This window comes from Flavobacterium frigidimaris, from assembly GCF_002217275.1.
GTDB lineage: Bacteria > Bacteroidota > Bacteroidia > Flavobacteriales > Flavobacteriaceae > Flavobacterium > Flavobacterium aquidurense.
In genome coordinates this window covers 1-13,564 of the sequence record NZ_MUGV01000054.1, presented here as the reverse complement: position 1 = coordinate 13,564, position 13,564 = coordinate 1, and the positions used below count along the sequence as shown (strand labels likewise).

Here is a 13,564-nt window from a genome sequence, read left to right as displayed (position 1 = left end):
TCTATTCTCTATATTCTATATTCTATATTCTATTCCCTATATTCTATAATCTATATTCTCTTGCTTCTTGCTTCTATTCTCTAATCACTCCGGTTTCTGCAACTTCTTTAAATTGGCATACGAAATCACAGCCGTAATTCTAATCATGTTTGATTGTGCCCCATTATCGCCGGCAATTATTCCTCCATAAGAAGCATTCAAACCTAACATCTTCATGACCTGATAACCTGCTGTAACTCCACCACCCAAAATATTCTGTTTGTTATCCTGATCGATACCATCAACTTCGACATCACCTCCATATTGGTATCTTAAATCGGCACTGGCCCAAAATTTATCCGTAAAATTATGTGACAAATGATTCTCGACCGAATACAAAGCGTGTTGTTGTGATTTATTGGCCATTGAAATAAATAAAGGATCATTGTTAGCCGTATACATGTGGATGGAAGGATAAATCTCCAACCATGTTGGTCTTTTTGGGTCATTACTCAACCAAAGGTCGATAGGAAAACCCAATTCGAAAGTCAATCGGTTTGAACCTAAATTTAATGGTTTAGTACTATCGTAAGAGCCTGAATACCATAATCTGCCATAAAACATCATGGAGAATGTCTTTTTTTCATATTGACTGTATTCAATAACATTCAAAGCCGGCTGGTTTACTAATCCAATTTTAAAACCTATAAAACCATCTGCAAAACCAGAAGAACTTAAATGAGGAGCAGGAAGTCCAGGCTGATTGGCCGCCAGACTCCCGGAAACAGAACCAGGAACAGCATTTAGCATTACCTGAGCATATCTACCGGCCAAACCAAAATTATAAACCAATGTGAGTGGAAAGGCATCAATATGCAAATCAGCGTCTTTAACAAGCACATTTCCCGGAGTAATATTTTGATTCATACTCATCCATTTCGGCAGAAAGGCAAAGGTATTTTTTGGACTCCATAGTAAATTTCTCGGACCGTCACCTTGTCCTAAAGCCGGCAAACTTATCATTACAAATAATAAAATAAAATACTTTAGATTTAACTGTACGTTTTTCATAAATTATGTTTTAACTTTAATAAATAACCTTCATATTGATGAATAGTTCACTTCTAAATTATTCTTTTTACCCTTTCCGTATAAGATAAATCAATATTTCATCTTCTAATTCTTTTGATAAATTCTCACATTCCAGTTTATGCTGAAAATACTTTTCGAACTTTTTCTTGAACTTATCCGCTTTCAGTCTACTAGTACAGTAGTCATCACAAATAATTTTAAACTTGTCGTCTACTAAATATAAAATCTTAAGCGATTCTATATACTCTGCGAATTTTGCATTATATAACTCTTTAGGAACAGCCATACTATGTTATTTTTTAAATTGATTGAATTTAAGACTCCAGAAAGCACTCTGTAAAAAACAAAAAATCAAATTCTTAAAAATATTTTTTTTCTCTGAACATTAAGAACAGCATAAAGTTATGTCGTAATAGATTTAAAAAAAACAAAATTTAAATCAAGTCCGTTTCATATTATAAGTTGAAACCTAAAATTTATTAAATGCGGTAAAATGCATCATTTAAAGAAGAGAAAAGAGTACCTTTAAAGAATAACACAACCTTCATAAATCACTGATAATAATACAATTAAAAATCAAAAAAGTATAAACTTTCTCTTTCATGCATTTTTAAATTTGTTAGTATTAATTTTTAAAAGCAATGAAATGAATATTTCCTATCATAAAAACAACGTTGAAAACAGCTCCAGAACATCTGCTAAAAAAACAGAAGTCAAATCAACTTCAGCAAGAAGTAATGAGAAATCAAGTATTGAGACTAGAAAATCAGTTCAGATGAACAAATAATTAATACCTAAAAACTTTAGATTATGCCAAAAGAAATCAACGAAGATTTCGGTCTGGACGATCGCAATTTTCACCCTGAAGAACAACTAATTCATTCTGCTAGTACGAAGAAGGAAAATAAAAAATCAAAACAGGATAAAGGACCTAAACCCGACAAAGATTTTGATGACGCTTTAGATGAAGAACTTGAAAATCATTCAGATCAAGGCTTTGATAAAAAAGACAAGTCTGACTCTTAATTAATTTTAATTAAAAACATATAAAATTAATATACAGTACATTAAAACCACTTTGTTAAAGCATTAAATTAACTACTATTGAAATTACCATTATCATATTATTTGAATCAGGACGTAATTTTCCTGGCCAAAGATTTACTGGGGAAAGTCTTATTTACTCAAATTGAAGGACAAATAACAGCGGGCTTAATTGTAGAAACGGAAGCCTACTTTGGCGAAATAGACAAAGCCTCTCACGCCTATGGCGGACGACGCACTAACAGAACTGAAATAATGTACAGTGAAGGTGGCGTTTCATATGTATATCTATGCTATGGTATACACCATTTATTTAATATAGTAACTTCAATCAAAAATGAACCCCATGCCGTATTAATAAGGGCGATTGAACCCTTGTCTGGTACTGAAATCATGGAACTAAGACGCAATATGACAATTACTAATAGTGCTATATCATCTGGTCCGGGTTCTGCAGCAAAAGCGTTAGGAATTAATGCTAATTTTAATAAAAAAGATTTAGACGGAGATGAAATTTGGTTAGAAGATCATAGCATTCGATATACCGAAGATGAAATCGTTGCAACACCACGAGTTGGTGTCACGTATGCAAAGGAAGATGCTTTTTTGCCTTGGCGATTTTTTGTAAAAGGCAATAAATATGTAAGTAAACCCAATAAGTCGTAGTTAAAAAAGACCATAAAGTATCACATTAAGTATTCGACACATCTATCAGGAATACAAACACTTAATTAACTACTATTGATTTTACTTATAATGATTTTTTTAAGAAAAACCAGTTTTTTATAGTCACACACCGCGCTAAAAAATAAGTCAGAAGAACAACTATTTTTTAGTCTTGCCCATTTCCACCCTTCAAATATTTTGCCCGTAATCGGCTTAAAAATTCTGGCGTAATGCCGAGATAAGAAGCGATATATTGTTGCGAAACCCGTTGGGAAATTGTTGGATAACGTGTGATAAATTCTACATACTGTTCCATCGCTGTTGAAGAAACGGTTCTGAACAATCGTTTTTGCAATTTTGATAAATGCCGCTGTATCATCAAACGAAACATTCTTTCTAATTGAGGAACTTCATTGATCAGATTCTCTTTCGCCTGACGGGTCAAAACCAAAAGCTCACAATCCTCTAAAGTTTCAATGTACATATCACTCGGTACCTGATCTTCAAAACTGGTAATGTCACTCACCCACCAATCTTCAATCGCAAATTGGAGCGTTAATTCAATTCCGTCTCGATCGACAAAATATTCCCTGATACAGCCCTTATTGATATAAGCCTCAAAATTGCAGATTTCACCCGCACTCAATAAAATAGTTTTCTTGGGAATCTTTCTAAGCTCAAGATGTTTCTCAAAAATTTTCACTTCTTCCTTAGAAAGACGGGCAGATCTGGAAAGGTAAGTATGAATTTGCTGAAACATTTATTATCTTTTTTATCGAATGTGGCTTTATCAGGAAGTAAATATAAGAGGTTTTATTTATAATTATTTCTTGATCTAGTTTAAGAAATGAAATAATTAAATGAATCAATTTTGAAAACTTAATATTGTGAGAGGTGAAGATGTGAGATGTAAAATGGAAAAGCAACAAGCTAGAAACAGCAAACCATAAATTATAAATAATGAAAGAACAAATTGCACAGGCTTTATCAGCAATTGAAAATTTAATTCCACAATATCTTCAAATTGAAGAAGATAAACAAATTTCAAACGGTAATGTTGCTATTTGTATTATTGATGAAGAAGGAGCCGTTTATGGCCGAATGTATGGCGAAGATAAACCACGCCGAAGACAATCGTACAAAGTAGCCTGGACAAAAGCAAGTCAGGTTTGGCTGACCGGAGTGAAAACCGGCGAGTATGAAAAAATGGTTTTCAACAATATCGTAGATGAAAATGCTAACGGAATCGAAGCTCCGGACCTCATAGGCTGGCAAGGCGGACAACCGGTAACTTTAAAAGATGGAACAAAACTTTCAATAGGTTTCAGTGGTTTCAGAGGCACAACCGATCTGGAAATCGTAGAAAAAGCTTTTTCAAAGCTATAAGCAATAAGCTATAGGCTATTAAAATTCATAATTCATAATTCATAATTCATAATTAACAATTCACAATTAATAAAAATGTCTTACTTACCAAATACGAATCGTTACCAAAAAATGGAATACCGCCGTTGTGGCAATAGCGGATTACTATTACCAGCGCTTTCTTTAGGCTTATGGCACAACTTTGGCGGAATTGATAACATCGCAAACGCACGTGAAATTCTGCATACTGCTTTTGATAATGGCATTACCCATTTTGATCTTGCCAATAATTACGGGCCGCCTGCCGGTTCTGCGGAGCTTACTTTTGGTGAATTATTCAAACAGGACTTTAAATCTTATCGAGACGAGCTTTTAATTTCTACCAAAGCCGGCTGGCCAATGTGGGACGGTCCATACGGCGATTGGGGATCCAAAAAACATTTAATTGCGAGTCTCGATCAAAGTCTGAAGCGTATGGGAATTCCGTATGTGGATATTTTTTACCACCACAGACCCGATCCTAATACGCCTATGGAAGAAACGATGGCAGCATTGGATTTGATTGTACGTCACGGAAAAGCACTTTACGTAGGCGTTTCAAGTTATAGTCCGGCGGAAACGGAAAAGGCATATTCGATATTAAAAAATTTAGGAACACCTTGCGTGATTCATCAGCCAAAATATTCTATGTTTGAACGTACTGTTGAAAAGGGCTTACTGGATGTTTTAGAAGTAAACGGAATGGGCGGAATTGCTTTCTCCCCTCTTGCTCAGGGACTTTTGACGAACAAATATTTAAATGGTATTCCGGAGAATTCAAGAGCAAACGCACATCGCGGAAATGGTGCTATAGAAAAAGATGCCATTACGCCTGAAAATATAGAAAAAGTCCGTCAATTGAATAAAATGGCCGAAGGACGTTGTCAGAGCTTGGCTCAAATGGCTTTGGCTTGGGTTTTAAAAGACAAACGAATTTCGTCTGTAATCATTGGCGCGAGCAAGCCGGAACAAGTAATTGATTCTGTAGGTTGTCTACAAAACAGTACTTTCTCTGAATATGAATTGCAGCTTATTGATCAGATTTTAAAATAAACTACTAACCAAAAAACCACAGTTATGAACACATTCCACAATAAAACATGCCTGACCATCATGTTATCCGGACTTTTATCAGCCGGCGGATTTGCACAGAAAAAAGCTCCGAAAACATACGATTTCAAAACGGTTACCGTTTACGAAACCGTAAAAAACACAGATAAGAAACTGACCAAAACCGAAATGCTTTCGTTTACAGCCAAACCACAACCCATAGAAAAAGAGGTTTCTGTTTTTGTAGATCCGTCCATGACTTTTCAGACATTGTTAGGAATTGGAGGTGCTTTGACTGACGCCTCCGCGGAAGTTTTCTATCAGCTTCCAAAAGACAAACAACAGGAAATCCTGACGGCCTATTACGATAAGGAAAAAGGAATTGGATATACCTTAGCGCGTACGAATATGCAAAGCTGTGATTTCTCCAGTGATAGTTACAGTTACATTCAGGAAGGCGATAAAGACTTAAAAACCTTTAATATCAGCCACGATAGAAAATATAGAATTCCATTTATTAAAGAAGTGATTGCCAAAGCCGGAGGAAAAATCACTTTGTATGCTTCGCCATGGAGCCCGCCGGCATGGATGAAAACCAATAACAATGTTTTGCAGGGCGGAACTTTAAAACCGGAATACCACCAAAGTTGGGCTAACTTTTTTGTGAAATTTATAAAAGAATATGAAAAAGAAGGCATTCCGATTTGGGGCTATACAGTGCAAAACGAACCAATGGCAGTACAGCGTTGGGAATCCTGTATTTTCACCGCCGAAGAAGAACGCGATTTCATCAAAAACTTTTTAGGGCCAACGATGCAAAAAGCGGGACTTTCTAAAAAGAAACTAATCATGTGGGATCACAATCGTGATTTGATGTATCAGCGTGTGAGTACAGTTCTAGAAGATAAGGATGCTGCCAAATATGTTTGGGGCGTTGGTTATCACTGGTACGAAGACTGGATGAAAAATGGAATGAATTTCGAAGCCGAACGTCGTGTAGCCGAAGCTTTTCCGGATAAACCTTTAATTTTAACCGAAGGCTGTGCCGCCGATTTTGATCAAAAATTGTTAACCGACTGGAGTTACGGTGAAAAATACGGAATGTCGATGATCAATGATTTTAATATTGGAACAGTAGCCTGGACCGACTGGAATGTTTTATTAGACGAAAAAGGCGGACCCAACCACGTTCAGAATTTCTGCATGGCCCCTATTCACGCTGATCTTAAAACCGGAAAATTGATTTATACCAACGGTTATTACTATTTAGGACATTTCTCCAAATTTATTCGTCCGGGAGCAAAACGTATTGCCTGTTCTTCAAGCAGTAACAAGCTTTTGTCGACGGCTTTCGTAAATGAAGACAATAAACTGGAAGTTGTAGTAATGAATTCAGGTGAAACGGATGTGGACTATTTTCTTTGGATAAAAGGAAAAGCGACTAAAATTACCAGCGCGGCACATTCAATTGCAACGTTAGAAGTTCAATAATATGAAAGCGTTAGTAACATTTTCTATTATTGTTTTAATGAGTTGTTCTTGTCTCGCGCAAACATCAAAAGCATTAAAACCACAACAGATTCCGGGGAAAATAGAATGTGAACTGTACGATCAGGGTGGCGAAGGAATTGCCTATCACGATACTGATGCTGTAAACAATGGAAGCGGAAAACTAAATCCGGTAAACGGAAATCCACTTAATGAATTCAGAATAAATGAAGGAGTGGATATTTCGTATTCTAAAGCGGATGATATTGATAATAATCCGTTTAATAAAGTGCCAAGAAGTATTGGAGACCTTTATGTCGGCTGGACGGTTCCAACGGAATGGATTAATTATACCGTTGAAGTAACAAAATCCGGAACTTATACAATTGGTTTGTTGTATACGGCAAACGGCGACGGCGAAATATCTATTGATGTAAACGGAAAAGACGCCACGGGAAAAATGAAAATTGCTTCCACCCATGATGACAAAGAGCCGATTGATTGGAGGCAATGGCATCATTGGAACAGTTCAGCATCCATCGGAACGATAAAACTTAAAAAAGGAAAGCAGGTTTTGCGCCTGCATATTGTCTCCAACGGAAATATGAATTTTGATTATCTGACCTTTACTGCCCAATAATTTATAATGTCGAAATTATGGCTACATATTAAACGGGTTTTTCAACTTTTTTGCTACTCCCGATAGCTATCGGGATTCACAGATTTAAAGGATTATTTTTCTATGCGCTAAATATGGCCACGAATTCACGAATTTTTTATTGATTTTTGCTCAATTATTCGTGATTTCGTGGCTATTTTTTCATTTCTTTTCCCTCTCTAAACATCTTCCTATCAAAATAATTTCAAAAATGAATAAATAATTATACCGATTGGTATATATTTGCAGTCTTAAATTATACGAAATCATGAGTAAGGCAGAACGAACCAAACAGTTTATCATAGAACAAACCGCTCCGATCTTTAATATGAAAGGCTACAGCGGTACTTCGATGAGTGATATTACCGAGATCACCGGACTCACAAAAGGAAGTATTTACGGGAATTTCGAAAATAAGGATGAAGTTGCTATTGCAGCATTCAAGTATAATGTCAAAAAACTTCAGGATGCATTTTCAAGAGAAATCGACAAACAAACCACTTTCAAAGGCAAATTATTAGCTTATCCTCAACTCTACTCTCAATATGCGACTATGAAAGTCACAAAAGGCGGCTGCCCTATTCTCAACACCGCAACCGAATCTGACGATACGCATCCGGTTTTAAGAAAGTACGCTGAAAGAACCCTTATTTACTGGAAAGAAAAAATAATCTCTTTCATCGACCAGGGAATTGCAGCCGGAGAATTCAAAGCTAAAGCAATTGACACAGAAAGAACTGCATTAACTATAATTGCATTAATTGAAGGCGGCGTAATGATCAGCAAACTAACCGGAAATCTAAACGACTTATCAAATATCATGCAGTCAGTAAAGAAAGTAATAGAAGAATTGGAATAAAGAAGCAATAGCAAATATTGCTTTTTTTATCAAATAAAATATACCGATCAGTATAATATTAAATTCCAAAATATAAATTCCAAATTCCAATTCTGATAGGGTCGCGGAAAAATCTAAAATCTAAAATCTAAAATCTAAAATCTAAAATCTAAAATCTAATGACACGCTTACAAGTACTTCAAAACCACATCGACAGAGAATTCACCGCTTCGCCATCGCCTTTTATGCTTTGGATGCGACCTATAGTTTTAGCCGCGGAAGACGGCAGTGTTACTTTTCAATACTTAGTTCGGGAAGAAATGTCAAATCCGGTTAAATCACTTCACGGTGGTGTTATTGCTGCTATCGCGGACGATTGCATTGGCGCAACAATGTTTTCTCTGAATGAAGAAAATTTCTATACGACCATCAATCTAAATGTTGATTATTTTGCTCCGGCTCGTGTGGGTGATACGATTATCGCCAGAACCTCGATCATTAAAAAAGGAAGACAATTCGTGAATGCTCAATGCGAAATCTGGAATGAAGCCCAAACGAGGTTGATTGCTACTGCTTATTCTAATTTATTTAAGACTAATTTGGTGAAGCAGGAACTTTCGGTCTGAAATTCCAAAATACTTTAAATTCCAATATTTAAATTGCTTCGCCTGTTCGTTATCACTCGGGTCCAAATTCCAATTTATGAAGCAAACGAAAAAAATTAAACACATAGAAAACATAGTTTTGTTTGGCTAAAAAGGAATTAAAAAAGAAACTAGTTTCTTCACACATAGTCCCGAGGCTTCGGGATGTTTTCAAATAAATAAAATGCCTTTTTATGATCTCAAAAATCTATGTTTCTATATGTTAGAAAGCAATCCAATATCCTGAAATCCCAAATTCCAATTTATGAAGCAAACGAAAAAAATTAAACACATAGAAACATAGTGTTCTTTGGCTAAAAAAGAATATGGAAAGAAACTAGTTTCTCACACATAGTCCCGATCCCGAAACTTCAGGACGGGATATGTATCTAAAATAATTAAATTCTTTTAAGCGCATTTCTTTCACACAGCTATGTGTTTTTAGATAAATGAAATGCCTTTTTTAAGCGGTTTCAAAAGCTATGTTTCTATGTGTTTGAATTTATTTTCAATCCTTTTTTTAATCAAAAAATATACCGATTGGTATAAAAAATTACTATGACATCTCTACAACGAAAATTACTCATCTTTACCGTAATCCTCGCCGCGATTATGGAACTTATTGACATTTCTATTGTCAATGTGGCGCTATCGCATATGAGCGGGAATCTGGGCGCAACGCTCGAAGATACTTCCTGGGTGATTACCGCTTATGCTATTGCCAATGTGATCATCATTCCGATTACGAGTTTTTTGAGCGCCAATCTGGGGCGTCGCAATTATTATATCGGTTCGATTATTCTCTTTACATTTTGTTCTTTCATGTGTGGACATTCGTCTAATATCTGGATGCTGGTCTTTTTTAGATTTCTTCAGGGAATTGGCGGTGGTGCTTTATTATCGATTTCTCAGGTTGTGGTTTTTGAGCTTTTTCCGAAAGACAAACAATCCACCGCCGGAGCTTTATTCGGAGCCGGAATTTTCATCGGACCAACCATCGGACCGACGCTGGGCGGTTATATCACTGAGAATTACGACTGGCCATGGATTTTCTTAATTAATATTCCGATTGGGATTCTCGTTGCGATTTCCTGTTATTTTCTACTGAAAGAACCACCCGTAAAACCGGAAATCTCAAAAGTCGACTGGACCGGAATTGCCTTATTAGCCATCGGAGTTGGCGCCTTGCAAACCGTTTTAGAAAGAGGCGAAGTCGAAGATTGGTTCGAAACCCGTTACATCATAGTTTTAACTGCCATTGCCATAGTCACTTTACTGGCGTTTATTTATTGGGAATTAAAAATCGATAAACCCGTCGTGAACTTGCGCGTATTAAAAAGTAAATCGTTAAGTATAGCTGCGATTCTGACCTTCGTAACCGGTTTCGGAATGTTTATTTCTATTTACATCAGTCCCGTGGTGGCGCAACGTCTTTTGAGTTTTTCACCCTATCAAACGGGATTGCTTTTACTTCCGGGTGCTTTGTTTGCCTTGGTGGCGTTAAAACTCTGTGGCACTTTATTGCAAAAAGGCGTTTCTCCGGTCATCATCATCGCAACAGGTTTTCTGCTCTTTATTTATTTTAATTGGAGAATGTCGGGAATATCCTTAGATACCAGCGCTTTAGAAGTCGCCACCGCACTTATTTTTCGCGCTTTGGGATTGGCTTTATTAACCGTTCCGTTAACGATGCTTGCCGTTTCTTCGCTTGACGATAAAGATGTCGGTCAAGGTGCAGCGCTCAACAATATGATGCGACAATTGGGCGGTTCCTTTGGTGTGTCGATCATTAATACGTATATCGCACATCGTTACGCCGAACACCGAAACGTATTGATTTCGAACGTAACGCCAGATAATGCAAAAGCAATGGACAGAATAAACGCCTACATCAGTTATTTCCAACACAGAGGTTTTGCCTACAACGAAGCCAGAGCAAAAGCCCTAAAACTAATGGAAAACATCGTAACCAAACAATCGTCCTTATTAAGTTACAGAGATGCGTTTTTCCTCGTAGGCCTATTCTTCGCCCTAACCTTACCCCTATTATTGCTAGTAATGAGCAAATCCAAAAAACCAAAAACCAATATTATACTTTCAGATCATTAAAGTTTTTTACTAACGTCTAAGTTTTTGGAACGCGGATGACACGGATTTAAACAGATTTTTTATAAAGTTTTGCCACTCCCGATAGCTATCGGGATTAAAAGATTAAAATGATTTGATCTGCCAAATCTGCGTAATCTGCGAGAAAAAAATTATACGCACAGAAAAATAATCCCTAAAATCTATAGCAAAAAAAATCAGCGTAAATCTGCCTAGATCTGCAAAATCTGCGTGAACAAAATTATGCGCAAAGAAATTAATCTGTAAAATCTGCAGCAAAAACCAGCGTAAATCCGCGTAATCCGTGTTCCATTTCACATCTCACATCTCACATCTCACATCTCACATCACATCTCACATCTCACATCTCACCTATAACAATCACAAATAAATCATAAAAAATTTGCATAAATGACCAATCGGTCATATATTTGTCCTGTAAAATAAAAGCTATCATGGCAAAGGGAGAAGAAACCAGACAATTCATCATCGATAAAGCAGCACCTATCTTTAACACAAAAGGGATTGCAGCAACTTCTATGAGCGATATTATGGAAGCGACCAAATTGTCCAAAGGCAGCATGTACGTTCATTTTGAAAACAAAGAAGTTTTGGCTTGCGCTGCGGTCGATCACAATATGAAAGTATTGGGCGATAAACTGATGGCCAAAATCAGTCAAAGCAAAACGGCTAAAGAAGAACTATTCACTTATATCGATTTTTTCAGCAATGCGGTAAACCCGCCCCTAACCGGAGGTTGTCCGTTATTGAATTTCGGAACAGAAGCAGATGATACCAACCCTGTTGTAAAAGAAAAGATCAATCAAGGCATAAAATTCAATCAAAAGTTATTAGAAAATAGCATAAAAAAGGGAATTGCCAACGGCGAATTTAAACCGGACTGGAATGCCGGAGATTTCGGAACTGTAATTTTCGCCATGATGGAAGGCGGCCATTTAATTTCAAGAATGTCAGGCAGTAACGATAAGATGCAAATCATCGTCAAAACCCTCAAAAAAACAATAGAGGAAAACACTCTCTAATTTTTTTTTGTTTAAAAAATGACCTATCGGTCACTTTTTAAAGGTTCTGAGGTTCTGAGGAGCTAAGGTGCTAAGATTAATAGGTAACAATAGAAATAAATAAAATTTTAAACACATAGAATCATAGACTTTGCAAACGCACAAAAGACATTTCATTTATTAAAAAAACACATTAGCTATGTGTGAGAAACTAGTTTCTTTCCATACCCTTTTTCAGCCAATAAAAACTATGTACTCTATGTGTTTAAAATTATTCGCAAAGCAATTAACAACTCACCATTAACAACTCACCATTAACAATTCACAATTCACAATTTAAAATTCACAATTATCATGAAAACAATCTTAATTTCAGGAGCATCAAAAGGATTCGGAAGAGCCTGGGCAGAAGCATTTTTAGCAAAAGGATACAAGGTAGCTGCAACAGCAAGAAATATCGACACCCTGGCCGACTTAAAAGCACAATACGGAGACGCTATTTTACCACTTAAACTAGACGTAAACAATCGCGCAGAGTCGTTCGCAGTAGTCGAAAAAGTGCAGCAACATTTCGGGGCTATTGATATCCTAATCAACAATGCCGGTTATGCTTTAAACGGTGCGGTTGAAGAAGCTAGCGAACAAGAATCAAGAGCACAATTCGAAACCAATTTCTTCGGAACTTTATGGTTAACACAAGCCGTTTTACCGATCATGAGAAAACAACAAAGCGGTCATATCATTCAGGTTTCCTCTATTTTAGGAATCGCTACTTTACCCATGATTGGCTTATACAACGCCTCTAAATTTGCAGTTGAAGGTCTTACTGAAACTTTGGCTCAGGAAGTAAAACAATTCGGTATCAAAGTAACTTTAGTGGAACCAAACGGTTATTTCACCGATATCTGGGGCAACGGATTCAACAGCGAAAAAATTGAAGCTTACGACGGACTTAAAAAAGCCATTGCAGAAGGACATGATCCTGATACTTTCGGACAAACAAGCGCTACAGTTCCGGCCATCATTAAATTAGTCGAAGCCGAAAACCCTCCTCTACGCCTATTCTTAGGAAAAGTAGCTTTACCACTAGCGAAACAAGTGTACCAACAAAAACTTGCAACCTGGGAAGAATGGAGTGATGTTTCTGTAGCAGCCCACGGATAATTTATATTCTGATTTTTTTAAGTTGATTAAACGAGATTGTAACTTCTAGGAGAAATGATCTCGTTTTTTTGGTTTCAGGTTTCAGGTTTCAGGTTCATAAAAAAAGCGACCTATTAGATCGCTTTTTTATATTATTATGATGACAAATTTAAATTGGTAATGCTTTTAAATTTTCCAAAGTTTTTTGAGCAAGTTCAATTTTTTCTGTGAATAAATTTCGGCCATTTATCTCTTCAGCAACTTTAGAAATCTTTTTCTTAGTAGCAGTAGACATCGAAATGATTTTTGTTGTTTTCACAATCTTCTCTTTTTTCATAATCGTTCTTTTTTACAAAATTATAAATATTTTCTTATATTTTAATAAATCTCATTTTATTTCAGGTTCCAAGTTCAGGTTTCAGGTTTCAGG

15 protein-coding genes are annotated in these 13,564 nt (G+C 36.3%); 12 read left to right on the top strand and 3 right to left on the bottom strand.

What is annotated here, in order from left to right; all coding sequences use genetic code 11:
* Positions 1-84: 84 nt before the first annotated feature.
* Complete coding sequence (locus B0A65_RS22715; protein WP_083370379.1) at positions 85-1,050, bottom strand: transporter; 966 nt, start codon at positions 1,048-1,050, stop codon at positions 85-87.
* 667 nt (positions 1,051-1,717) lie between these two features.
* Between B0A65_RS22715 and B0A65_RS23405 the strand changes: the two genes are divergently transcribed.
* From B0A65_RS23405 to B0A65_RS22700, 3 genes are all read left to right on the top strand, one after another.
* Entirely contained in the window at positions 1,718-1,858 is a 141-nt protein-coding gene (locus B0A65_RS23405) for a hypothetical protein (RefSeq protein ID WP_207556489.1), read from the top strand.
* A gap of 23 nt (positions 1,859-1,881) precedes the next feature.
* Positions 1,882-2,097: a hypothetical protein gene (locus tag B0A65_RS22705; RefSeq protein ID WP_074657926.1), complete on the top strand. Its 216-nt coding sequence runs from the start codon at positions 1,882-1,884 to the stop codon at positions 2,095-2,097.
* Positions 2,098-2,175: 78 nt separating this feature from the next.
* The gene (locus tag B0A65_RS22700) at positions 2,176-2,781 is read left to right on the top strand and encodes a DNA-3-methyladenine glycosylase (protein ID WP_074657924.1); all 606 of its coding nucleotides are present in this window, start codon (positions 2,176-2,178) and stop codon (positions 2,779-2,781) included.
* A gap of 166 nt (positions 2,782-2,947) precedes the next feature.
* Here the strand turns inward: B0A65_RS22700 and B0A65_RS22695 are convergent, their stop codons facing one another.
* Positions 2,948-3,541 (bottom strand): Crp/Fnr family transcriptional regulator, encoded by a 594-nt coding sequence (locus tag B0A65_RS22695; RefSeq protein ID WP_074657922.1) that lies wholly within the window; start codon positions 3,539-3,541, stop codon positions 2,948-2,950.
* Between the two features lie 200 nt (positions 3,542-3,741).
* On the opposite strand from B0A65_RS22695, the gene B0A65_RS22690 reads away from it, so the two are divergent.
* The 9 genes from B0A65_RS22690 to B0A65_RS22650 all read left to right on the top strand — a co-directional run bounded on the left by B0A65_RS22690 (position 3,742) and on the right by B0A65_RS22650 (position 13,155).
* Positions 3,742-4,167 carry a GlcG/HbpS family heme-binding protein gene (locus B0A65_RS22690; RefSeq protein WP_074657920.1) on the top strand — a complete coding sequence of 142 codons (426 nt, stop codon included), beginning with the start codon at positions 3,742-3,744 and terminating at the stop codon, positions 4,165-4,167.
* 75 nt (positions 4,168-4,242) lie between these two features.
* Positions 4,243-5,238: an L-glyceraldehyde 3-phosphate reductase gene (mgrA, locus tag B0A65_RS22685; protein WP_074657918.1), complete on the top strand. Its 996-nt coding sequence runs from the start codon at positions 4,243-4,245 to the stop codon at positions 5,236-5,238.
* Between the two features lie 24 nt (positions 5,239-5,262).
* Positions 5,263-6,726, top strand: a complete 1,464-nt coding sequence (locus tag B0A65_RS22680; RefSeq protein WP_074657916.1) for a glycoside hydrolase family 30 protein — start codon at positions 5,263-5,265, stop codon at positions 6,724-6,726.
* Position 6,727: 1 nt separating this feature from the next.
* The gene (locus B0A65_RS22675) at positions 6,728-7,363 is read left to right on the top strand and encodes a carbohydrate-binding protein (RefSeq protein WP_207556488.1); all 636 of its coding nucleotides are present in this window, start codon (positions 6,728-6,730) and stop codon (positions 7,361-7,363) included.
* A gap of 286 nt (positions 7,364-7,649) precedes the next feature.
* Positions 7,650-8,240 (top strand): TetR/AcrR family transcriptional regulator, encoded by a 591-nt coding sequence (locus B0A65_RS22670; protein WP_074657914.1) that lies wholly within the window; start codon positions 7,650-7,652, stop codon positions 8,238-8,240.
* A 158-nt stretch (positions 8,241-8,398) separates the two neighbouring features.
* Positions 8,399-8,845 carry a PaaI family thioesterase gene (locus B0A65_RS22665; protein WP_074657912.1) on the top strand — a complete coding sequence of 149 codons (447 nt, stop codon included), beginning with the start codon at positions 8,399-8,401 and terminating at the stop codon, positions 8,843-8,845.
* 576 nt (positions 8,846-9,421) lie between these two features.
* A complete protein-coding gene (locus B0A65_RS22660) occupies positions 9,422-10,972 on the top strand; it encodes a DHA2 family efflux MFS transporter permease subunit (RefSeq protein WP_074657910.1) in 1,551 nt (516 codons plus the stop codon).
* 452 nt (positions 10,973-11,424) lie between these two features.
* On the top strand, positions 11,425-12,012 hold the full coding sequence (locus tag B0A65_RS22655; RefSeq protein WP_074657908.1) for a TetR/AcrR family transcriptional regulator: 588 nt from the start codon (positions 11,425-11,427) through the stop codon (positions 12,010-12,012).
* A 333-nt stretch (positions 12,013-12,345) separates the two neighbouring features.
* The gene (locus tag B0A65_RS22650) at positions 12,346-13,155 is read left to right on the top strand and encodes an SDR family NAD(P)-dependent oxidoreductase (RefSeq protein ID WP_242670345.1); all 810 of its coding nucleotides are present in this window, start codon (positions 12,346-12,348) and stop codon (positions 13,153-13,155) included.
* A gap of 148 nt (positions 13,156-13,303) precedes the next feature.
* On the opposite strand, the gene B0A65_RS23400 is transcribed toward B0A65_RS22650, so the two are convergent.
* Positions 13,304-13,471, bottom strand: a complete 168-nt coding sequence (locus B0A65_RS23400; protein ID WP_207556487.1) for a hypothetical protein — start codon at positions 13,469-13,471, stop codon at positions 13,304-13,306.
* Positions 13,472-13,564: the final 93 nt, after the last annotated feature.

Excerpts from the sequence above, each read along its gene's own strand:
- B0A65_RS22715 (WP_083370379.1), bottom strand. The coding sequence starts at position 1,050 with ATGAAAAACGTACAGTTAAATCTAAAGTATTTTATTTTATTATTTGTA.
- B0A65_RS23405 (WP_207556489.1), top strand. The coding sequence starts at position 1,718 with ATGAATATTTCCTATCATAAAAACAACGTTGAAAACAGCTCCAGAACA.
- B0A65_RS22705 (WP_074657926.1), top strand. The coding sequence starts at position 1,882 with ATGCCAAAAGAAATCAACGAAGATTTCGGTCTGGACGATCGCAATTTT.
- B0A65_RS22695 (WP_074657922.1), bottom strand. The coding sequence starts at position 3,541 with ATGTTTCAGCAAATTCATACTTACCTTTCCAGATCTGCCCGTCTTTCT.
- B0A65_RS22690 (WP_074657920.1), top strand. The coding sequence starts at position 3,742 with ATGAAAGAACAAATTGCACAGGCTTTATCAGCAATTGAAAATTTAATT.
- mgrA (WP_074657918.1), top strand. The coding sequence starts at position 4,243 with ATGTCTTACTTACCAAATACGAATCGTTACCAAAAAATGGAATACCGC.
- B0A65_RS22680 (WP_074657916.1), top strand. The coding sequence starts at position 5,263 with ATGAACACATTCCACAATAAAACATGCCTGACCATCATGTTATCCGGA.
- B0A65_RS22675 (WP_207556488.1), top strand. The coding sequence starts at position 6,728 with ATGAAAGCGTTAGTAACATTTTCTATTATTGTTTTAATGAGTTGTTCT.
- B0A65_RS22670 (WP_074657914.1), top strand. The coding sequence starts at position 7,650 with ATGAGTAAGGCAGAACGAACCAAACAGTTTATCATAGAACAAACCGCT.
- B0A65_RS22665 (WP_074657912.1), top strand. The coding sequence starts at position 8,399 with ATGACACGCTTACAAGTACTTCAAAACCACATCGACAGAGAATTCACC.
- B0A65_RS22660 (WP_074657910.1), top strand. The coding sequence starts at position 9,422 with ATGACATCTCTACAACGAAAATTACTCATCTTTACCGTAATCCTCGCC.
- B0A65_RS22655 (WP_074657908.1), top strand. The coding sequence starts at position 11,425 with ATGGCAAAGGGAGAAGAAACCAGACAATTCATCATCGATAAAGCAGCA.
- B0A65_RS22650 (WP_242670345.1), top strand. The coding sequence starts at position 12,346 with ATGAAAACAATCTTAATTTCAGGAGCATCAAAAGGATTCGGAAGAGCC.
- B0A65_RS23400 (WP_207556487.1), bottom strand. The coding sequence starts at position 13,471 with ATGAAAAAAGAGAAGATTGTGAAAACAACAAAAATCATTTCGATGTCT.